We start from the raw sequence: 19841 nt of genomic DNA, 5'->3' as shown, positions 1-19841 counted from the left end.
CTGGTTCAGTGATCAGCTGTCTCAGGGCTCTTAAGGTTCAGTCCACAAATGAGACCACATGGCCTCTTCCGCCGCCCATCCGCTCGGTTCACTTCAGTCCCCCGAGGTCAGTTTCGGGACTGATGGTCTGCGGGGTCGTGTCGGTACAGCGATCACACCCGCTTTGGCGTTGCAGGTGGGTTTCTGGTGCGGGCGTGTCTTGCCCCCGGATGGTCCCGTTCTGATCGGGATGGATTCCCGCTGCAGCGGTTCGATGGTTGTGGCCGCTCTGACCGCCGGTCTGACTGCTGCAGGTCGTGAAGTCTGGACTCTTGGCCTTTGCCCCACACCGGCGGTTCCCGGTCTGATCCGTCGCTTTCAGGCATCAGGCGGACTGATGGTTTCTGCAAGTCACAACCCGCCGGAAGACAACGGCATCAAGGTGTTTGGGCCAGACGGCAGCAAGCTGGGCTCCGAGTTGCAACGCCGCATCGAATCCGGTCTACGTGGAGAGGCTGATGCTGCTGGGCCGATGAGCGGTTGTGGCGCTGCAAGCCACCGCGCTGAATTGCTGCAGCACTATCGCAACAGTCTGCTGAGCAGCGTTCAGCATCAACGTTTGGATGGGGTGCCGATCGTGCTCGATCTGTGCTGGGGTTCAGCAACCGCCTGCGGTGCAGAGGTCTTCCGCGCACTTGGGGCCGATCTCACCGTGCTGCACGGCATCGCCGACGGCGAACGCATCAATGTGGGCTGTGGATCCACCCATCTCGGACCGCTGCGCGAGGCGGTGATCGAACGCGGTGCGGCCATGGGCTTCGCCTTCGACGGTGATGCCGATCGAATGCTTGCAGTGGATGGTCGTGGTCGCGTGGTTGATGGTGATCATGTGCTTTATCTCTGGGGGTCTGTGCTTCAAGACATCGGAGCTCTGCCTGATCAGCGCCTGGTGGCCACGGTGATGTCCAACCTCGGATTTGAGCGGGCCTGGCAGGCCAGAGGTGGTCAGCTGGAGCGGACTCCTGTCGGCGATCAGCATGTGCACGCGGCCATGGTGAGTAGTGGTGCAGCCCTGGGTGGGGAACAGTCCGGCCACATCCTCTCTTCTGCCCATGGACTCGCCGGTGATGGGGTGCTCACGGCGCTTCAGCTTGCCACCCTTTGCCATGGCCAGCAAATGACTCTCGCGGACTGGCTGGATCGCAGCTTCAAGGCCTATCCACAAAAGTTGGTGAACGTCAGGGTGACAGACCTCAACCGTCGTAAGGGTTGGGCCGAGTGCGCTCCGCTGCGAGAGCTGGTCGACGAAGCAGAACGCTCGATGGCCGAAGACGGCAGGGTGCTGGTGCGCGCAAGTGGTACCGAGCCTCTTTTGCGGGTGATGGTGGAAGCGGCCGAAGCGGATGTGGTGGATCTCTGGACCGGTCGCTTGGCTGAAGCGGCCTACCGCCATCTCAATGTGGCTTAAGCGGGGAACGATCCACTGCGCAGGCAAGTGCACCATCACAGGCATCCCCTGGTGCCGATGGCCAGTTGCTCCCTGGCAGTAACTCGAACACTGTTTGGTGAACGAGTTGGCGGAACTCCGCCAAGTGCTCCAGTGCTCCCCCGCGTGCAGCTAGTGATGGTGTATGCAGATCGAGTGCTTTCGCGGTGGCTGCTGCTGCCTGAGCGAGTGCGGAGGCAGATCTTTGCAGGATTGCCCGAGCAGCGGCATCCCCTTGTGCGGCTGCTTCGTCGACCAGCGGTGCCAGCCTCGCGTGGTCGGCAACCCCATGGTTTGGGCTAACCACGAGTGCTTTGAGGTCGGCGGCGCTGCGACAGCTCAGCGCATCCCAGAGCCGTTGGCGCAGGGTCCCATCAGGAGCACGGCCATCGGCCATCTTCACGCTGAGTTGAAGAGCCTCGTGGCCGATATCGAAGGCGGAGCCTGCGGCATCCAGACGCCAGCCCCAGCCACCGCAACGATGCTCGCGACCGTTGGCGTTGCGGCCCACCACGATCATTCCGGTGCCGCTGATCAGCACGATGCCCGCCTGATCGGGGAATGCGCCTCGCAAGGCGGTGCGTTCATCGCCGGTTGCCAGACAGCGCGCTTCTGGCAGTTGCAGTTCTGAAGCGAGTAGCGCTCCGCCCCTCTCCTGCAGGGGCGTTCCAGCCTCGATGCCACTGGCTCCAATGGCTGCAGCAAAGATTGGCTCTGACTTGTTGGCATCCCGACCGCATCGCTGAGTCCAGTCGAGTCGGGCTCTGTCGAGGCTGAAGCGGATGGCAGAACGAAAGCGCTCTTCTCCGTCAGCAGCATCCAGATGGCTCACTCCTGGCCCTGAACCATCGCCGACCGTTCGAAGTTTGCCGTCCTCCCAAGCACTCAATCGGCAACGGCATTGGGTCTGTCCGGCATCAAATCCAGCAAAGATGGGAACTTGCTTGTTCAAGGCTCTCGGCGCATTTGGCTCAGGGTGGCCAGGCAAAACCAGCCGCTGATTTGCACTTCAGGACGGAAGAAGATGGTGTCGGCGGCACCCTGGATCAGCAGACCAGCGATGGCTGCGAGGCAGCCCAGGCAGGGAAGAGCAAGCTCTGCGTCTGCAGTCAGGGCACGCCAACCGTTACGAAGGCTGGCAACCCCTAGCCCCAGACAGGCGAGCAGGCCAGGGATGCCGGTCTCAACCAGGATTTCAAGCGGCACTGAATAGGCACTGAGAGCGTTGAATTTCGGTTGCTGGTAAAGGGGGTAAACGCTGTTGAAGGCTGCATTGCCCGGGCCGATGCCCAGCCAAGGACGGTCTTGGATCATGTCGATCGCCGCGAGCCAGACGTTGATCCGGAAATTGTTGGAACTGTCGCCTCGACCTGCCAGCAGGCTGGCGACTCGGGTGCGGATCGGTTCCACCTGTGTGGCGGCAACGGCCAGTACCACGCCAGTAATCAGGAGCAGGGCCAGGGGAAGAAGCCGTCGCCAGAGCGCTGGCCAGTTTCGGATGTACCGAAGCAGCAGGAGCAGCATCAGCACACCGACTGAAGCCACAATCCCAAGCCAGCCACCGCGGCTATAGCTGAACAGCGTTGAAGCGCAGCCGAGGATCACTGCTGTGGCTGCGTAGAGCCTGGCCCCCCAGCCACGCCAGCGAATCATTGCCACGACGGCAATGGGCAGGATTGGCACCAGGTACCCCGCCAGGAGATTGGGATTGCCCAGTGGCCCGTAGATGCGGATGGTGCCCTCCGCCACCGAGTTGGGATCGGCCCAGCGAGCCAATTCCTCTGTGGGGGCATACAGCTGGCGTAATGCCAGCAGGCTGCTCAGCAGAGATCCGCCCAGCAAGGCCGCCACCAAGCGATCCCACCACTGAGGCCCGACACTCAGTAGCTGGCGCATCAGGGCATAGACCCCGAGGTAGCTGATCAGTTTGAGCAGACCTTTGGCGGCGGCGCTCGGGACCGGTGAAAGACCTGTGGCCAGAATGGCCACAGCCAGGAACAGCAGCAGCCAGCCACTGATCGAGCCGATGTGAGCGGGAGTTCTGGTGAGTGACCAGAGCACCCAAAGGGCTCCGCAGGCCAGCACGATCAGGCCCAGACCAGCACGAGTGAGGACTGGAAGTCCGGCCATCAGCAGGATCAGGACGATCCCCGCCAGATCGCTTAAGCTCTTCTCCTGTGCCGCTGAACCTGGTAGGAATCCTTGCCAGCGCAGTAACCAAGGGGTCGGGGCCGAAGCCTCAGCCATCAGTGATTGATAGGAACATCAGCGGGATTATCGACCCGTTGCCAGGCGATCTCCAGTTCTACCAGCTCTGGCAGTGGCTGTTCGTTGCGCCGGTAAAGCACTCTGTAGGCAGGAAGGCCCTGCCCTTGCACGTAGCGTTCGCGTTCGGTCGGCACCGGTAGAGGGTTGTTGGTGCGCCAGGGACGCGTGTCTTCGTCGGGGCGGTCGAAGCAACCGCTCAGTTCGACCAGTGTGACCATCGGTTCCACCACTTCCAGAACATCGCTTTGCAGAAAAAGCTCGCGACTGGGACTGAGAGCGGCAGCGATGGCGAGCAGGAGCGAGGGTTGCATCACCCGGCGCTTGCGGTGTCGCCGCTTGAACCAGGGATCCGGAAACTGAATGCTCACCAGCTGCAGATGATCCGCGGTCAGCTCCGCAAGCCAGCCCTCAAGGCTGATGTTTGCATTGCAAAAGAGGTAATGGAGATTGTGACGCTCGAGTTTGTCGCGGTCACGCTGGGCTGCCAGCACGAGCGGACGCCTGATTTCCACACCCAGATGATTCCACTCTGGTTTCAGTGCTGACAGCTCCAGTAGACAGACGCCCCGGGCGCAGCCGATGTCCAAATGGATTGGGCGATTGGCGATGTCAAACAGCTTTTCGGGACCTGGTAATTCCAGAGGCAGCTGAAAGAAGCGGCTGAGGGGATTGACGTGCTGCCGCATCAGGATCGCGTTGCACTTTCGGAAGGATCGCAGCGCAACAGGCCCCAGCAGGCGGTATAGCCATGAAAATGCGTGGCTCCTCCGAGGGGGCCGATTTCGCCGTTGCAGAAGCTGCCGGCAACCGGAAGTTGTGGAAAGACATCGCGAGCGATGCTGACATCGCCATCGGGTCTGCCAAACAAGCCGTTGCCCCGGCCCAGACAGGCGAAGAGGAGTCCCATTAACGGTGTGGCGTCGCTGCCTTGATCGCGTCTGGTCTGCAACAGTTGGCGGGCTTCCTGTCTTGAGGCCTGCGCTTCACGCAGCTGGAACTGCACGTTTTGTCCGGCACGCACGCGATCGGCAACGGCAACCGCGCCGTTGCGTGGATCCACGCCGATCAGATTGCGCACCAGAAAGGACCTTTCGGGTCGGTCAGCTGAGACGCCACCCTTATTCAGGCCAGCGAGCATGGCATCGGCAATGAATTGCTCCCGCTCCACACCCAGAAAAAGTGAGTGCTGCACCAATTCCCTGTCTTCGGCGCTGAGATCGGCAAGCACGCGCTGTAAGCAGGCCACTGGACTGGCCCTGCGATCACCGTCGCTCAGTTCGAGCAAAACGTTGCGTTGAGCCTGTTCGATTGCGAAGACCGGTCCAATCGGTCGACATCCCTGGGCGACCACAGGATCCAGGCTCCAGGTGCCGCCGATGCTCAGTCCTACCGCTCCATCGATGACCTGATCTCCATAGAGCAGAGAACCATGATCGGCGTTGTGAGGTACGGCGATGCCTCCGACTTTGGCGATGCCGGGGTAGGCGTAATCCAGTCCGCTCACGAGATCGTTGATCGCATGACAGCCGGGATCGAGCAGCAGCAGCATTGAACGGTTGTGGTCAGGGTTCACCCCCACCCAGTCCTGCCAGTTCTTAGCGGCTCCATCAAGATCAGGCAGTTGGCTGCTGTCGAGACGGAAGCTGTTCAGTTCAGCTCCAGGAAGGTTCAGGAGACTGACGCTGAGTGCTGGCGTGCGTTCCACTTCATGGGCTTCGCCTGCTGTTGTGGTGCCAACGACACCACCGCCCAGACATCCGAGCCAGTGTTTGGCGTTCAGGCGTTTTTGCAGCAGCGGCAGTAGACGGGTCAGATCGCTCGCGAAATGACTCGAGATGAACACGAGGGCCAGATCGGCCTCATTCGAGCCCAGAGCACTGGTGACTTCCCTTGCAGCATCTTCAAGAGAAGGCTTGCTGGAAAGAGCATGTCGGCATTGAGCCTGCAGCCCGCGGCTCCGGAACCAGTCGAGAGGATTGAACGGAACCATGGATTGGACCATACCAATCCTGTCGACCTGCTGGATGACCGTGATAATGGCCTTCTGATGTCCCTGGTCGGTGTCCGATTTCACAACACGCACCCTGGTGTGGCTCACCTATCGCCTCGGGGCGACGATTGCTCTGGGCATTCCGCTTGTGCTTCTGATCTGGTCGGGGCTTCGACGCGACCCTGCCTTGGTGAGGTTGCTGGGGATCTACTGGAAAGTGGCAAGTCTGCTGGCGATCAGCGTGCTGTTGCTGACTGATCAACGGCCGATCGGCTATCTCACGGCATTTCTGGCGCCTCTGCTGATGGCTGCATCTCTTTGGTTCTGGGTTGACCTCAATGAGGAGCTGGCCGACAGCCCTCCGGGTCGCGCGCTGCCGTTCACGGTGCGGGTCTGGCGATGGGCCCTCACACTCTTCGCCTTGTTCGCCGCGGTGATGTCGGGTTCGGCACTGGGTTGCACCCGTCAGCTCGAGACTGATTCCTGTCGGCTTTGGCTGGAGGCGCCCCAGGGGCTGCATCGAGTCGCTGAGCGTGTGTTCGACTTCGTCTTCGGTGGTGAGTGGACGATGGCCGTGGCGGCCTTCATCGGCTATGTGTCTCTGGTGGCTTACGTCGTCGGTCTGCTGCAGTGGGCTCTGGTGCGTCTTCCCAAGCAGGGACGGGTCGCCGGGGATTTCTGATCATGGAATCCACCGCCCTCGTTCAGGAGCTGGAAGAACGCACGCGTCTGAGCCCTGATCGGGTGGTGAGGTTGCACGGGTTTGTGTTGGATGAGCCGTTTGAACTGTTGATCTTTCGTGGCTTCAGCAGCAGCACGACCCATCCCACAGCCTTCGATCCAGATGCATCGGTTCTCCCCGATGGCACGCGCTTGGATTGGGCGGAATTGCTGCAGGGCCCGCTGGACCCCTCCGGCGAAACCAGGCTGGTCGGGCCTGTGAATCCGGAAGACCTGCTGGCTCAGGCCATCTGGTGATCAGCGACGATTCAGAACATTGCAACAGCGCCCGCACAGGGTTGGATGCTGGTTGTGCTGGCCCACATCACTCTCGTAGTGCCAACAGCGTTCGCATTTGATCCCACGGGCTCTGCTCACCTCGATGATCGCGGTGTCGTCTGTCTGGTCGGCGAGGAGTTCGGCCCAAGGCTCTCCTCCTAATTGCAGCTGAGAGACCAGCAGCCAGTCGCGCAGACCATCAGCCTCCGCATCGCCGTTCTCGTTCAACCAGTTGAGGGCTGACTCCAGCTCTGGGTTGCGAGTTTCGATTCTGACGGCTGCCTCCAGCGATGCCCCCAGTTCCTGTCTGCTTCGGCAGTCCTCCAGAACTCTGTTCACCGCAGCACGCAGCTCTCGCAATCGCTGGATCGGTTCACTGAGGCTGGGATCGCGCCAGTCGCCTGGAACAGTTGGCCAACCGCGCTGGAAAATCGATGTCTCCTCCACCTCGTAGGGCAGGTTCTGCCAGATGTCCTCGGCCATGTGGCACAGCACAGGAGCGATCAGACCAGCCAGTCGTTCGATGATCAGCGACATCACGGTCTGACAGCTCCTTCGTCGTCGGTCGGAGGGTGCGCTCACATAGAGCCTGTCCTTGGCGATGTCGAGATAAAAGTTCGACAAGTCGGACACGCAGAAGTTCTGCAGTAGTTGGAAGAAGCGGAAGAATTCATAGCTCTCGAACGCTTCCGTGATCTCATTCATCACCTCCGCAGTTCGCTGGAGCATCCATCGGTCCAGCAACGGCAGCTTCTCCACAGGAATGGCGTCGTCGGCTGGATTGAAGTCGTGGAGGTTGCCCAGTAAGTAGCGGCTGGTGTTGCGCACCTTGCGGTAGACATCCGCGAGTTGGCGAAGGATGCCGGCACCAATTGGCACATCAGCGGAGTAGTCAACCGAGCTCACCCACAGGCGCAGCACATCAGCGCCGTAGGCAGGTTCTTGCTTCTGGTTCTTCCCGCCCTCGATGATCACCATCGGGTCAACAACGTTGCCCAACGATTTACTCATCTTGCGACTTTTTTCATCCAAGGCGAAACCGTGGGTGAGCACTCGCTGGTAGGGGGCATGACCATTGACTGCCACTGATGTCAGCAATGAGCTCTGGAACCAGCCGCGATGTTGGTCAGAGCCCTCCAGGTACAGATCGGCGGGATAGCCAAGGCCCTCTTGTTGGCTGGAGACTGCGGCCCAACTGGAGCCGGAGTCGAACCACACATCCATGGTGTCGGTGCCTTTGCGCCATTGCTCAGCCTGATCGGCATAGGCGGGAGGCAGAAGATCAGCTTCGTCTTTTTCCCACCACACATCGGCACCGTGTTCGGCGATCAGCGCTTCGATGTGCGCGAGGGTGTCGGCGTTGAGCAGGACGTCGCCTCCACTGCGGTTGTAGAAGACGGGGATCGGCACACCCCAGGTGCGCTGTCGGGAGATGCACCAGTCGCCTCGTTCCTTGACCATCGCCTCGATGCGGTTTCGACCTGAAGCGGGTGTCCACTCGACTCGATCGATGGCATCCAGGGCCTGCTGACGGAAGCCATCGACGGAGGCAAACCACTGTTCGGTGGCACGGAAGATCGTGGGCTTTTTGGTGCGCCAGTCATAGGGGTAGCGGTGTCCGTAGGCCTCCTGCTTCAGCAGTGCTCCTGCCGTCTCGAGCGCGTCGATGATCACTGGGTTGGCGTCCTTCAGGACATTGAGACCGGCGAAGGGTCCCGCCTCGTCCGTGAGCGTGCCAGCTTCGTCAACAGGGCACAGAACAGGTAGGCCATTTTTCTGGCCTGTGTGAAAGTCGTCGACTCCATGGCCTGGTGCCGTGTGCACGAGGCCTGTGCCCGATTCCGTCGTGATGTATTCACCGCCGATCACAACGGGGCTGGTGCGGTCCAGCAAGGGATGGCGGTACGTCAGTCCGGAAAGCAGCGCTCCCTTCACCGTGGCTTTGCGGACGAGTGGTCGCTCCAGCGTTGTGGCGAGGGAGTCGATCAGGTCAGCGGCCACCACAAGCAGCCGCCCCTCGCCATCGTCGACGAGGGCATAGTCCAGGCGTTCATTGACGGAGACCGCCAGGTTTGCCGGAAGCGTCCAGGGGGTTGTGGTCCAGATCGCCACCTGAAGGGTCTTCCCGAGTGCGTCGACATCACCGGGCAATGCGACGCCCTCTGTGCTGAGGGCGTCGCGCAGCGGTGCGGGTAATTCAACCGCCGGGAAGGCGACGTAAACGCTGGGGCTGGTGTGGCCATCGGGGTACTCGAGCTCTGCCTCCGCCAGTGCTGTCTGCGAGCTGGGGCTCCAATGCACCGGTTTGAGACCCCTGTAGATGTGCCCTTTGAGCACCATCTCGCCGAAGACCTTGATCTGGGCGGCTTCGTAGTCCTTTTGCAGAGTGAGGTAAGGCTCTTGCCAGTCGGCCCAGATCCCCCAACGCTGAAACCCTTTCATTTGGCCGTCCACCTGCTTGCGGGCATAGGCGGCGGCCTTTTTGCGCAGCTTGATCGGTGTGAGCGCTTGGCGCTGATCCTGATCCATCGACTGCAGCACCTTCAGTTCGATCGGTAGGCCATGGCAGTCCCAGCCAGGGATGTAACGAACCTTGCGTCCTCGCAGGATCTGATATTTGTTGATCACATCTTTGAGAACCTTGTTCAAGGCATGGCCCATATGCAGGGGGCCATTGGCGTAAGGCGGTCCGTCGTGCAGGGTGAAGATCGGCCCTGAGTTCTGCAGGCCCAGCTTCAGGTCGATCCCGTTCTCACTCCAGAACGACTGCAGCTCTGGTTCTCGCTTCACGGCATTGGCGCGCATGCCGAAGCTTGTCTGCAGCAGGTTAAGCGTGTCCTTGTAGGAGGGACGTCCTTCGGCGTTGGCGTCGCGCGTCTCCTTGCTCACGGTTGGGCAGCTGCAGACGGAATTATCCGTCCTCGCTGGCCAAGTTGGGTGCCGTTGCTTCCTTGGGCTTCTCCAGGGTTGTTGAAAGTGCGTCCTCCGGGGTGTCTGGCTGATTGGAGTCCTCAGGGCGAACCCAGCGTTTGCCGCTGCGGCTACTGCCCTCTTCACGATTGTCAGCAGGTGGTTCGGGTTTCAGGCTGCCGAGTGCAGCCTGCAGATTGGTCAGCAGTGTGGTGACCGACGTGCTGAGCTGTTGCGCGCTCGTTGCCCAACGTTCTTTTGACTGCAGTCGCTGTTGCTCCTCTTGGCTGAGTCGTTGCCAGCGTGATTGGGCCACCTCTGCGCCGAGTCGACTGATCAGCAATGCGCTGCAGATGACGGCGAGCATCGGTGCACCGCGCAGGCGGTCACTACTGGTGACCAAAACCAGGCCGAGCAGCAGCACAATGCCTCCCCAGATCCCGTCTCTGGGCCGACTCAGTTCCGTGGCGAGCAATGGCAGCAGCAGGACCGCCAGGCCCAACAGCAGACAAAGGTCTCCAGCGATTGTGGCCAGCATCAAGGAAGCAGCATGTCTGGGTGCATTCTGGTTGCTTGCCTAGAGTTGCAACCTGCCCATCTGGCGGAATTGGTAGACGCGCTGGTTTTAGGTACCAGTGGCTTCGGTCGTGGGGGTTCAAGTCCCCCGGTGGGCATCCGTTTCCCTAATTTAGTTCCACTTACTGCGGTCAGCCAATCTCCCCTCGTTGATGACACAGGCCTTCGGACAACCTGCAACGCAAGGCGCCCAGACTCGCCTGCGCTCTGTGCCGAGGGAATTCTTGGCACCACCTGCAGCGTTGAACCTCACCGTGGGGTTGTTTCTTGGTGGTTATGTGCTGGCCGCACTGACCATCTGGGGTTGGTTTGCGGCGGGATGGCCCCTACCAGTGTTGTTGGCAACCGGTTTTCTGGCTCTGCACTTAGAGGGCACCGTCATTCATGACGCCTGCCATAAATCAGCGCATCCTGTTCCCTGGATCAATCAGGCCATGGGGCATGGCTCAGCACTGTTGCTCGGCTTCAGTTTCCCTGTTTTCACAAGGGTTCATCTCGAGCATCACGCCCATGTGAATGATCCCAACAATGATCCGGATCACATCGTGAGCACCTTCGGACCTCTGTGGTTAATTGCTCCACGATTTTTCTATCACGAGTGGTTTTTCTTTCAGCGCAGATTGTGGAAGCGCTGGGAATTAATGCAGTGGGGTCTCGAGCGCAGTGTCTTTCTGGTGATTGTTCTTGCTGCGGCCAAATTTCAGTTTCTTCCCTTTGTCTTCAACTGCTGGTTTGCTCCAGCTCTCATGGTTGGAGTGACTCTCGGTCTGTTTTTTGATTATTTACCCCACCGACCTTTTACATCGCGTAATCGCTGGAAGAACTCCAGGATCTATCCAGGCCGTCTCATGAATTGGTTGATCATGGGTCAGAACTATCACCTCATCCATCATCTATGGCCATCGATTCCCTGGTTTGATTACAAACCTGCCTATGAGGCAACCAAGCCTTTGTTGGATTCCAAAGGCTCCCCTCAGCGGCTGGGAATTTTTGAAACACGCCGCGATGGATATAACTTTCTCTACGACATTCTTGTTGGTGTTCGTAGCCATAAACGCCGCAGTGGAAAAATGCGCCGTGTCGCCAGATTCATGCCTTTGCGTCGGCTTCAAAGACCCTGGCTGGTATTCGTTAACGAGATTGCGATTAAAACCGAGTCAAAGCGCTCGTCCTCTTCCTCTCGCTGATCATTCGTCCAGGATTTTTGGCACTCGGAAGAAGTCTCCTTCTCTCAAAGGTGCCTGTTCCAGAAGTTCTTCTCGCACCTGGGTGGGTTCCACCTTGTCTGTTCTGGTGGCATTCACCACTTCCACCGCACGGGTGGTGGGAGGAACACCTTCGGTGTCCACGCCTTGGAGCTGATCCACATAATCGAGAATCCGCTCGAGCTGCCCTGTGTAGGTCGTGATTTTCTCCTCAGGTAGATCGAGGCGGGCCAGATGGGCCACCTTGCGCACGTCGTCGGCGGTGATCTTGCTCATGCAGCGGCGAGAAAAGTTTCCAGATCCTCGCGCAACGCCTTCGCTGCCGTGATCAAGAGCTCATGGCCGTGTTCTGGTCTGGCCAGAAAAGGGTCTGATCCCATGCGTCCGTCGGGGTAGCGGCGGCGGAAGTCCGCAGGCCCATGAATCGATCCGCAGGGTGCTGGATCTGGCAGCGATCTCTGCTTGCTGATCAGGCTGTCGTGGAGATGCAGGGTGACGGCAATCTCGCTGGGGGTGGCGTGCTGTCCTTCGCGGTCGCCGTAGAGCTCACGGGCGCGGCTCATCACCGGAGCGGCCATGAACCAGTTCGCCAGCCTGCAGCGCAAACGCGGGGCAACCTCCAGGTTGCGGCTTGCTGCGGTGCCATAGGCCTGAGCGAAGGCTGCCTTGCTTGTGGCGATGTTGCCGCCATGACCATTCACCACAAGGATCCGCTCGAAGCCGTGGGTGGCCAGTGAGATCACAAGGTCATGCATCACAGCCAGCAAGGTTGCGGGCTGAAGGCTCATGGTGCCTGCAAATCCAAGATGGTGTTCGGCCATGCCGAAAGCTTGCACCGGTGTGACCAGGACGCCGCTCAGCCGTCCGAGCTCAAGAGCTACGGCCTCTGCGGTCAGGGCGTCGGTGCCGATGGCTCCTGTCGGGCCGTGTTGCTCAGTGGATCCAAGCGGAACAATGATTCCTTTGCAGCTCTGCAGGTACTGATCAACGTCAGGCCAGCTCTGCAGGGCCAGGCGAATGGCGTCGTTGTTAGCGGCCGGGCCGGGGAGGATGGAAGGCATGCCGAACGTGGCGTTGGCTTGATGATCGATCGTGAGAGCTGGCTTTAGTGCGCTGTGCCGTTGCCGTCGTATTGATCAGTGTTGTAGTAGCCGCCCATTTTGCCGAACAAGAAAGTGGCCACCACGAAGAAGCCGCTGCTGAACAGCAACACCGTTCCCAGGTTGAAACCGGAGAGTGCAGCATCCATGGCTTTAGATCTGTTTCTTCAAGCCTGACAGCGGATTGGTGCTTGTCATCACTTGCATGCAGGGATCGTCATCGCCCCCGATCTCACTGCCGCTGTGGGGGATCTCAAGCCACTGTCTCAGTCGACCAGTGATCCAGATGAATGGCAGGGTGTCCGCTAGTGCAGCGGCCGACTTGAACAAATAGCCGCTGGCGATGAACGAGATCAGTTGCGGAGCCACCGGTTCGGCCGGACGCACGGGGAGAACGCCCGAGGCGTAATGGCTGATCAGCACCACAGTGCTGGTGTCCACCAACTGGCTCACCAGCGTGGAGCCGTTGTTGCGCAGCCACAGTGCCTTGCCCTTGCTCACCCTTTTCCAGAAATGGAACATGCGCACATCCACGAACTGAGCCGTCAGATAGGCAGCCATGGAGGCGATGACTGATCCGAAGGCCAGGTGTTGGATGTCGAAGAAGGTGGCATCAGGCGCGCCTTCCACTCCGGGCAACACTCCTCCCAGCCAAAGGATCAGCACGACCCAGCCATTGAGCAGCAGGCCAACCCAAACCACCTGCGCGGCCCTCTTCTCGCCCCAGAGCTCACTGATCAGATCCGTGCAGAGAAAGGTGATCGGGTAAGGCAGAGCACCCACGGCCACCACAACTGGCCAGGAACCAATGTGCCCTAGTTCAAGGAAACGGGTCAGGCCAAGAATGTTGAGCATGCCCAGCGTCCCTAGAAACAGCCCGGCGAGCACCAGAAAGCAGAACTCACGCCGTTGCTGAAGCGCAGGATTCATCCGTGACAATGACCAATGCTTTCAGGCTGCCAGGTTCTGCGCGCGCTTGCTGTTGCCCTGACGTCTTGGTCGGGTGCCATCACGCTGCCAATCGCCAATTGATTCGGAGTTTTTGGAATCGGCCTAAGCACCTGAATCTCTTCTGCGAAGCTGCAGGAAGCGCATTGACGCTGTTGCTCAAAGAACACTCATCGTCACTCAGCTCATCACTTCCAATTGCCCAGTGCTGCCCCAGACCTTCTTCTGCCGCCCTGCTGAGGTGGTGGGTCCTGAGCTGTTGGGCTGCCGGCTGGTGAAACGTCAGGCAGATGGATGTTTACTTTGGGGCGTGATTGTGGAAACGGAGGCGTATTCGCAGGATGAGCCTGCCTGTCACGGTTACCGCCGCCGTTCACCGCAGAACGAAACGCTGTTTGGTGAGCCTGGTCGGTTCTACGTGTACGTGAGCTATGGCATTCACCACTGCGTGAATGTGGTGACCGACCGTCCTGACTGGGCGAACGGAGTCTTGTTGAGGGCTGTGGCGCTTCCCGATGAATCCGAACGGGTTGCGGCCGGACCGGGCCTGTTGGCCCGCCGTTTCGGAATCGATCGCCGTTGTGATGCTTTGTCGGTCTGTGGAGGCGGTGATCTCTGGTTGGCCTCTCGCCCCGCCGAGCTGAGCGAACCTGCTGTGGTCACCACCACCCGGATCGGCATCAGTCAGGGCGAACAGCTGCCTTTGCGCTGGTACCTGCAGGCCAGTCGCAGCGTTAGCAAACGGGCTCGCGGGGATCGTTCCCCGAAACCCAGTGAAGCCTTGCGACCCAACCCACGCTGGGCAGCTGAGCTGTGCGCCTCTACGATGGGTTTCAGTGAGGTGAGGCCAGTTGAGCGCCTGGACACACCGACACATCCTTGATCTCGCGGCCTTTTCGTTAGAGGACTTCGCGACTGTTCTGGAGTTGGCCCATCGCTTCAGATCGATGCCCGCCACAGGTGCTCGTCGCCTGCCTGCGCTGCAGGGTCGCTTGGTGGCCACCCTCTTTTTTGAGCCCAGCACGCGGACCCGCAGCAGTTTTGAGCTGGCTGCCAAGCGCCTTTCTGCAGACGTCTCCAGTTTTTCGCCTTCCAGTAGTTCGCTCAGCAAGGGGGAATCACTGCTCGATACCGCCCGCACCTATGTGGCGATGGGCGCCGACATGCTGGTGGTGAGGCACCGCTGTACTGGTGTGCCTCGGCAGCTGGCTGAAGCTTTGGAGCGCACGGGTGAGCGCACCGTGATCCTCAATGCCGGTGATGGCCTGCACAGCCACCCCAGTCAAGGACTACTGGATCTCTACACGCTTGCTTATCACTTTGATGCCAGCAATCCCCGCCCCGAGGCTTTGCGAGGTCGTCGGATTGTGATCGTGGGAGACATTCTGCACTCACGTGTTGCGCGCTCGAATCTCTGGGCTTTGACGGCTTGTGGTGCAGAGGTCGTGCTCTGCGGTCCGCCCACTTTGCTGCCAGATGCGTTCGCCGATTTCCTCGCTGAACCACCTCCAGGCCAGGTCAGCGATCCTGTTGACAAACGCGGGTCGCTGACGATCTGCCGCGACCTAGATGCTGCACTCAAGGGGGCGGATGCGGTGATGACCCTGCGCTTGCAGAAGGAACGCATGCGTCAGCACCTGCTCAGTGGGCTTGATCGTTACCACCGTGATTACGGTCTCAGCCATGAGCGATTGGCTCGATGCGGAGCCTCAATCCCGGTACTGCACCCTGGCCCGGTCAACCGGGGGGTCGAGATGAGTGGGGCCCTGCTTGATGACTTGAATGCCAACCTGGTGGAGAGTCAGGTTAGCAATGGAATCCCAATCAGGATGGCCTTGCTTTATTTGATGGCAGCGGCGGAATCCTCTGTGGACTCTCCTGCTTTGGGTTGAGGCGAAAGACCGGAAACCTGGTTGGAGTAGTAGTCCATCGCTGCCCGCAGTGCTGCTCCGGGCTCTGAGATGGATGGGCCTACTCCTGGTGCCATCGGGAACGCAGCATCCGGTGCGTCCAAGCCCATGTGCTGACTTGGCATGCCCGTCAGCAGCATCGAAGCTCTGGCCTGAGAGACCACCGCAAAGATCCATTTCAGGAGCAATGAGAAGCGATTTTCCTCATTGGGCATGAAGGCGAGGTGAGCAGCGGCCCAAAGCAGCCAGCCAAGACCGCCCTTGAATTTGAATCCACGCAAGTCTGCGACCGCATCGACGCGATCCAGTACGGCCATGCTGCCGAAATCAAACCAGCTGAAGTTCGGCCGTGATCCTCCGGCCACAATTGCGGCGATGTCTTTGCCCACAAACCCTCCGGCCTGGCTTGCAGGTCCTGCCATTCCAGGCAGCTTATTTCCATCTCGAGTGTGCTTGTAGCAGCAGAGATCGCCCACCACCCGGATCTCGGGATGATCCTTCATGGAGAAATCTGGCTCCACAATCACGCGGCCGGCACGGTCCGTCTTACAGCCCACGGAATCCGCCAACTTGCGGCCGAGATGAGATGGCCGTACTCCGGCGGTCCAGATCACTGTTGCTGCCTGCAGCTTGCGCTCACCATCTGGTGTTCCCACAATCACTTCACCGGGTTGCATGCTCTGCACACGCCCTTTGAACAGAAACTCCACACCGAGAGCCGAAAGAGTTTTCTGTGCAGCCTGAGATAGCTCTTCCGGCATCGCTTTCAGTAGGCGGTCGCCTGGGTCGACCACAACGATCCTGGTGTCTTCAAGATTCAGCTGGCGGAATTCCTTGCGCATTGCATTGCGCATCAGCTCCGAAGCGGCTCCAGCCATTTCGCAACCGGAGGGCCCTCCTCCAACGATCACGACGGTCTGCAGGAAACGACGTGCCTCAGGGGCAGGAGTCTGTTCGGCCTGCTCCATTGCCATCAGCAGACGCCGTCGAATCTCCTCGGCGTGTTCAAGAATTTTCATCGGTGGGGCAAAGGTCCGCCACTCTTCATGACCGAAGAAGGTGCTTCCCGATCCTGTTGCCAGCACAAGGTGGTCATAGCTGTAGGCCTTGTCGCTGAAGATGATCTGCTTGTCTTCAGCCTTGATCTCAGTGACTTCACCAAGCAAAACCTGCACATTGCTTTGGCGTCCAACCAGCTGCCGCAGCGGAGTCGCTACATCACCACTGGAGACCAGTCCCGTCGCAACCTGATAGAGCAGAGGTTGAAACAGATTGAAGTTGCGTTTGTCGATCAGGGTGATGCGAACGTCTGCCTTGGCCAGAGCCTTGCAGGCACGAACACCCGCAAATCCGCCGCCCACAATGACTACGTGAGGCGCGTGTCGCAGACGCTCTTCGGGTGGATCCAGCTCGAGGTAGTAATGCTCTCCAGCCATGGATAAAGCTTGACAATCTGAATTCAGCGTATGAATGCCAAACAGTTTTGTCTTCGCCTTCAATCACTTGAAGCGGATTAAAGCAACTTGAATCCCTCTAGTAGGAGGCCATAAAGCAGCCCAATTCGTGTCATGTCGAGCAATTGTCGTCCTAAGTGACTGCCGCGATCTTTGGCCCAGTGCCTTCTCGCCCGCACCATCAGTTCCATCAGCCCCACGGTCAGCATCGCTGCCACAGGGTCCATCAGATTGAGAGCACCAGAGACGGAAGCAACGCCGTTCCCGATCATGAAACTTCCTGTTAGCGCGATGAGCAGGAGTGACGTTCGTCTCCATGGATTAGTTGCCCACAGGTCCAGCCTGGTCGCAGCTTCTCCGAATGTTCGCTGAAGTCGAGTTGCTTGAAGACGCGCTGTCAACTTTGCAACCTCTTCAAAGAGAGGCAGGGACAACAACCGATGATCCCCATCACCCGGCCCGAACCCTGCCCTCCAATGTATACACCATTTATGGGGTGATTGCCTCTATCAACCGCTACATATTGAGGCTTTTGATGCAAAAAGCCCAAAATTGTCCGGTTGATGACCTGGTTGTTTTCGTAGAAAAGCCTGAACAGCTCTGCTTGGCAAGTGGAAACTTGAAGATTCAGTCGGATTCAGCTTTTGCTTTGCGAGAGCTTTTGCCTTCGAGTAGTTCAAGTAGCGCTTCCATTTGGGCCATGACGCCTCGCACTTCACCGGCTTCTGGCAGCAGGCCGTCTTCCATGACGCCCTGATGCATTTCGCGGAGTTCCTGGCGGATGTAGCGCAGATGGCTCACTACTTGTTCTCTTTTCGACTGAGACATCAATCGTGGCTTTCTCAGCCTCTCTTTTACCGCATGGCCTGAATGAACGCTCTCAAGTGCGTTAATCAGCGGCGGGAAAGGCCACCTGCCAGAAGAATCAGCCCGTAGGTCAAAAGAGCGGAAGGTCTGACGAGCACTGAAAGACAGGCCGTGATGCTGAGCGCCAGCAGCAGTGAAGGACTGATTGTCTTTCGATAGCCAAGCGTGGGCCTGATCATGATTCAGCGCTTTGCAAATTTCGCCCTGGCTTCGGCGTAAAACGCTGAATCGATGCAGTCGAGCTGGCACTCCTGTGCCATTGATTCAATTCTGCGGCGAACGGCTGGTCGCACAAAAAAAGGAACTTCCTTGAGCGACTGTTCTGCATTAGCACTCCAATTCAACCTTGATCTCATAAGACCTCGATGGAGAATAGGGGATTCGAACCCCTGACCTCTGCGGTGCGATCGCAGCGCTCTACCAGCTGAGCTAATTCCCCGGGCAGAGCAACTTAGCCCCGGTTTTCCAACGCACTCGAAGGCAAAATGATCACCAGTGCTTCATGCCTGCATGCTGATCACTCCGGAGCGACTGGCTTCATTTGATGAGGCATCTGTTGCGACACTGGCGCGTCGTTTGGAGTACGACGACTACCCAACCCCCTTTGAAGGTCTGAATGACTGGCATCTTTTGAGAGCCCTCGCCATTCATCGACCGGAGCTCACCGCTCCATACGCCCATTTGATCGATCAGGAACCCTTCGACGAGGACTGAGCTAATGCCGGGGCTACTGAAGGGACGACGGGTGCTGGTCGCTGCCTCTGGGAGTATTGCGGCTGTGAAGACTCCGCTGCTGGTCAGTGCGCTTGTGCAGGCCGGGGCTCAGGTCCGCTGTGTGCTCACTGAAAGTGCTGCCCGTTTGGTGAGCCCGGTGGCTCTGGCAACGCTCAGTCGTCAACCCTGCCTGCAGGACGCTGACCAGTGGGACCCTGCATTCCCTCGCCCACTGCATATCGAACTGGCTGAATGGGCGGATCTCGTGGTGGTGGCCCCGCTCAGTGCAACATCACTGTCCCGCTGGGTGCAGGGTGATGGTGAGGGATTGCTGGCCAGCCTTCTTCTGGCTTGTGAGTGCCCAGTTCTGGCGGCGCCAGCGATGAACACAGCCATGTGGACACACCCAGCTGTGCAGCGCAACTGGGGCCTTCTGCTTGACGATCCTCGAGTGCTGCCCCTGGCGCCTGAGGGCGGTCTGCTCGCCTGTGACCGTCAAGGTACGGGCCGGATGGCTGATCCCGTCAGGATTGAACTGGCTGCCGCCAGCGCCCTCTTGCAAGCCGATGCTGAGGGCCACCTCAAATCCGACTGGCGCGGGAGGCATGTGCTGGTGAGTGCCGGTCCAACTCTGGAAGCTTTGGACCGTGTCCGCGTTCTCTCTAACCGCAGCAGTGGCCGCATGGGTGTTCTGTTGGCTCAGGCCGCTCATCTGCGCGGTGCCACCGTTGATTTGGTGCATGGCCCGCTGCAAGTTCCGCCGTCCTGGTTGGAAGGTCTGCAGTGTCATGCAGTGGTGGGAAGTGCCGCCATGGACGACAGGATCCAACAGCTTCAGCCGAAAGCAGATGCGGTGTTGATGTGCGCTGCTGTCGCCGATTTGCGCCGAACCAGTCCCACTGATGTTGAGAAGCTGCCGAAAGACCAGCTGATTGCGTCCCTGGAGGGTGGTTGGGAGCCGGTGCCTGATCTGCTTCAGTCACTGGTGAGCAGGCGCCACGCGGGTCAGTCTGTGCTTGGTTTTGCCGCCCTGACAGGAACCGATGAGCAATTGCTTGAGCTCGGCCGCCGAAAGTTTCAGGCCAAGGGCTGTGATCTGTTGATGGTCAATCCTGTCGACCGAATCGGTCAGGGGCTCGACAGTGATCAGAACGCCGGCTGGCTTTTGGGCCCAGGCGATCGCCATCAGGTCTGTCCCCTCGAAGACAAGCTCGTGTTGTCTCATCGCTTGCTGGATCGACTATCAGAGATCAAGCATCCCTCTTGATCAAGCAGCCATATCGGCGGGAGCCTGCTCCAGAAGGTCGATGAATGTGCGCATTTGCGGGCGGGCAATAGAGGGCCAGCCGCTGCTGCGATCCATCGTTTTAAGCAATGCGAACAGCTTTGGGCGGTTCCTGAAGGCTTGCCCGAAACGCATCGTTCTGGATGACTC

Annotated in this window: 24 protein-coding genes and 2 tRNA genes; 9 read left to right on the top strand and 17 right to left on the bottom strand. The window is 59.3% G+C overall.

What is annotated here, in order from left to right:
• Positions 1-58 precede the first annotated feature (58 nt).
• A complete protein-coding gene (gene glmM / locus SIB42_RS01170; protein WP_067098520.1) occupies positions 59-1447 on the top strand; it encodes a phosphoglucosamine mutase in 1389 nt (462 codons plus the stop codon).
• Here glmM and SIB42_RS01165 read toward each other — a convergent pair.
• From SIB42_RS01165 to SIB42_RS01150, 4 genes are read right to left on the bottom strand one after another with little or no spacing between them, the layout of a single operon-like run.
• Entirely contained in the window at positions 1434-2417 is a 984-nt protein-coding gene (locus SIB42_RS01165) for a BadF/BadG/BcrA/BcrD ATPase family protein (RefSeq protein WP_067098523.1), read from the bottom strand. The two genes, glmM and SIB42_RS01165, sit on opposite strands and share 14 nt — an antisense overlap.
• On the bottom strand, positions 2414-3712 hold the full coding sequence (locus SIB42_RS01160) for an IctB family putative bicarbonate transporter (RefSeq protein ID WP_067098525.1): 1299 nt from the start codon (positions 3710-3712) through the stop codon (positions 2414-2416). Before SIB42_RS01160 ends, SIB42_RS01165 begins: the two co-directional genes overlap by 4 nt.
• The gene (gene trmB / locus SIB42_RS01155) at positions 3712-4419 is read right to left on the bottom strand and encodes a tRNA (guanosine(46)-N7)-methyltransferase TrmB (protein WP_067098527.1); all 708 of its coding nucleotides are present in this window, start codon (positions 4417-4419) and stop codon (positions 3712-3714) included. The genes SIB42_RS01160 and trmB overlap by 1 nt, the downstream gene beginning before the upstream one ends.
• On the bottom strand, positions 4419-5723 hold the full coding sequence (locus SIB42_RS01150; RefSeq protein ID WP_067098530.1) for an FIST N-terminal domain-containing protein: 1305 nt from the start codon (positions 5721-5723) through the stop codon (positions 4419-4421). The genes trmB and SIB42_RS01150 overlap by 1 nt, the downstream gene beginning before the upstream one ends.
• A 70-nt stretch (positions 5724-5793) precedes the next feature.
• Between SIB42_RS01150 and SIB42_RS01145 the strand changes: the two genes are divergently transcribed.
• A complete protein-coding gene (locus SIB42_RS01145; RefSeq protein WP_067098533.1) occupies positions 5794-6405 on the top strand; it encodes a DUF3177 family protein in 612 nt (203 codons plus the stop codon).
• Between the two features lie 2 nt (positions 6406-6407).
• A complete protein-coding gene (locus tag SIB42_RS01140) occupies positions 6408-6701 on the top strand; it encodes a hypothetical protein (protein ID WP_067098536.1) in 294 nt (97 codons plus the stop codon).
• Here SIB42_RS01140 and ileS read toward each other — a convergent pair whose 3' ends face one another.
• Positions 6702-9611, bottom strand: coding sequence for an isoleucine--tRNA ligase (ileS, locus tag SIB42_RS01135; protein ID WP_067098539.1), 2910 nt, complete (start codon positions 9609-9611; stop codon positions 6702-6704).
• 22 nt (positions 9612-9633) lie between these two features.
• Positions 9634-10170, bottom strand: a complete 537-nt coding sequence (locus tag SIB42_RS01130; RefSeq protein WP_067098541.1) for a Ycf66 family protein — start codon at positions 10168-10170, stop codon at positions 9634-9636.
• Between the two features lie 54 nt (positions 10171-10224).
• Between SIB42_RS01130 and SIB42_RS01125 the strand changes: the two genes are divergently transcribed.
• Positions 10225-10306, top strand: a tRNA-Leu gene (locus SIB42_RS01125).
• Positions 10307-10360: 54 nt separating this feature from the next.
• Entirely contained in the window at positions 10361-11395 is a 1035-nt protein-coding gene (crtR, locus tag SIB42_RS01120) for a beta-carotene hydroxylase (RefSeq protein ID WP_067098544.1), read from the top strand.
• On the opposite strand, the gene gatC is transcribed toward crtR, so the two are convergent.
• From gatC to SIB42_RS01100, 4 genes are read right to left on the bottom strand one after another with little or no spacing between them, the layout of a single operon-like run.
• Positions 11396-11689, bottom strand: a complete 294-nt coding sequence (gatC, locus tag SIB42_RS01115) for an Asp-tRNA(Asn)/Glu-tRNA(Gln) amidotransferase subunit GatC (protein ID WP_067098547.1) — start codon at positions 11687-11689, stop codon at positions 11396-11398.
• Complete coding sequence (locus tag SIB42_RS01110; protein ID WP_067098550.1) at positions 11686-12474, bottom strand: creatininase family protein; 789 nt, start codon at positions 12472-12474, stop codon at positions 11686-11688. Before SIB42_RS01110 ends, gatC begins: the two co-directional genes overlap by 4 nt.
• Positions 12475-12518: 44 nt before the next feature.
• Entirely contained in the window at positions 12519-12662 is a 144-nt protein-coding gene (locus tag SIB42_RS01105; RefSeq protein ID WP_197459938.1) for a hypothetical protein, read from the bottom strand.
• A 4-nt stretch (positions 12663-12666) separates the two neighbouring features.
• Positions 12667-13443, bottom strand: a complete 777-nt coding sequence (locus SIB42_RS01100; protein WP_067098554.1) for a queuosine precursor transporter — start codon at positions 13441-13443, stop codon at positions 12667-12669.
• A gap of 223 nt (positions 13444-13666) precedes the next feature.
• On the opposite strand from SIB42_RS01100, the gene SIB42_RS01095 reads away from it, so the two are divergent.
• Together SIB42_RS01095 and SIB42_RS01090 are read left to right on the top strand one after the other, a co-directional pair.
• A complete protein-coding gene (locus SIB42_RS01095; protein ID WP_231856505.1) occupies positions 13667-14344 on the top strand; it encodes a DNA-3-methyladenine glycosylase in 678 nt (225 codons plus the stop codon).
• Positions 14313-15353, top strand: a complete 1041-nt coding sequence (locus tag SIB42_RS01090) for an aspartate carbamoyltransferase catalytic subunit (RefSeq protein ID WP_067098566.1) — start codon at positions 14313-14315, stop codon at positions 15351-15353. The genes SIB42_RS01095 and SIB42_RS01090 overlap by 32 nt, the downstream gene beginning before the upstream one ends.
• Here SIB42_RS01090 and SIB42_RS01085 read toward each other — a convergent pair.
• The 6 genes from SIB42_RS01085 to SIB42_RS01060 form a co-directional block, all read right to left on the bottom strand.
• Positions 15302-16807, bottom strand: coding sequence for an NAD(P)/FAD-dependent oxidoreductase (locus SIB42_RS01085; RefSeq protein ID WP_067098571.1), 1506 nt, complete (start codon positions 16805-16807; stop codon positions 15302-15304). The genes SIB42_RS01090 and SIB42_RS01085 overlap by 52 nt on opposite strands.
• A 77-nt stretch (positions 16808-16884) precedes the next feature.
• Positions 16885-17097, bottom strand: a complete 213-nt coding sequence (locus tag SIB42_RS01080) for a DUF565 domain-containing protein (RefSeq protein ID WP_369818483.1) — start codon at positions 17095-17097, stop codon at positions 16885-16887.
• A 355-nt stretch (positions 17098-17452) separates the two neighbouring features.
• Positions 17453-17653: a hypothetical protein gene (locus SIB42_RS01075; protein ID WP_006042295.1), complete on the bottom strand. Its 201-nt coding sequence runs from the start codon at positions 17651-17653 to the stop codon at positions 17453-17455.
• 65 nt (positions 17654-17718) lie between these two features.
• The gene (locus tag SIB42_RS01070; protein ID WP_156485304.1) at positions 17719-17871 is read right to left on the bottom strand and encodes a hypothetical protein; all 153 of its coding nucleotides are present in this window, start codon (positions 17869-17871) and stop codon (positions 17719-17721) included.
• A 3-nt stretch (positions 17872-17874) separates the two neighbouring features.
• Complete coding sequence (locus tag SIB42_RS01065) at positions 17875-18048, bottom strand: PCP reductase family protein (RefSeq protein ID WP_082825120.1); 174 nt, start codon at positions 18046-18048, stop codon at positions 17875-17877.
• Between the two features lie 10 nt (positions 18049-18058).
• Positions 18059-18131 (bottom strand) — tRNA-Ala (locus SIB42_RS01060).
• A 71-nt stretch (positions 18132-18202) separates the two neighbouring features.
• Here SIB42_RS01060 and SIB42_RS01055 point away from each other — a divergent pair.
• Together SIB42_RS01055 and coaBC are read left to right on the top strand one after the other, a co-directional pair.
• Positions 18203-18406, top strand: coding sequence for a DUF2555 domain-containing protein (locus tag SIB42_RS01055; protein WP_067098620.1), 204 nt, complete (start codon positions 18203-18205; stop codon positions 18404-18406).
• A gap of 4 nt (positions 18407-18410) precedes the next feature.
• Complete coding sequence (gene coaBC / locus SIB42_RS01050) at positions 18411-19673, top strand: bifunctional phosphopantothenoylcysteine decarboxylase/phosphopantothenate--cysteine ligase CoaBC (RefSeq protein WP_067098577.1); 1263 nt, start codon at positions 18411-18413, stop codon at positions 19671-19673.
• On the opposite strand, the gene SIB42_RS01045 is transcribed toward coaBC, so the two are convergent.
• Positions 19674-19826, bottom strand: a complete 153-nt coding sequence (locus SIB42_RS01045) for a hypothetical protein (RefSeq protein ID WP_197459939.1) — start codon at positions 19824-19826, stop codon at positions 19674-19676.
• Positions 19827-19841: the final 15 nt, after the last annotated feature.

The organism is Synechococcus sp. MIT S9508 (assembly GCF_047303045.1).
Classification (GTDB): Bacteria; Cyanobacteriota; Cyanobacteriia; order PCC-6307; family Cyanobiaceae; genus Synechococcus_C.
The sequence above is the reverse complement of the archived record's forward strand: the minus strand, read 5'-3'. Positions and strand labels throughout refer to the sequence as shown.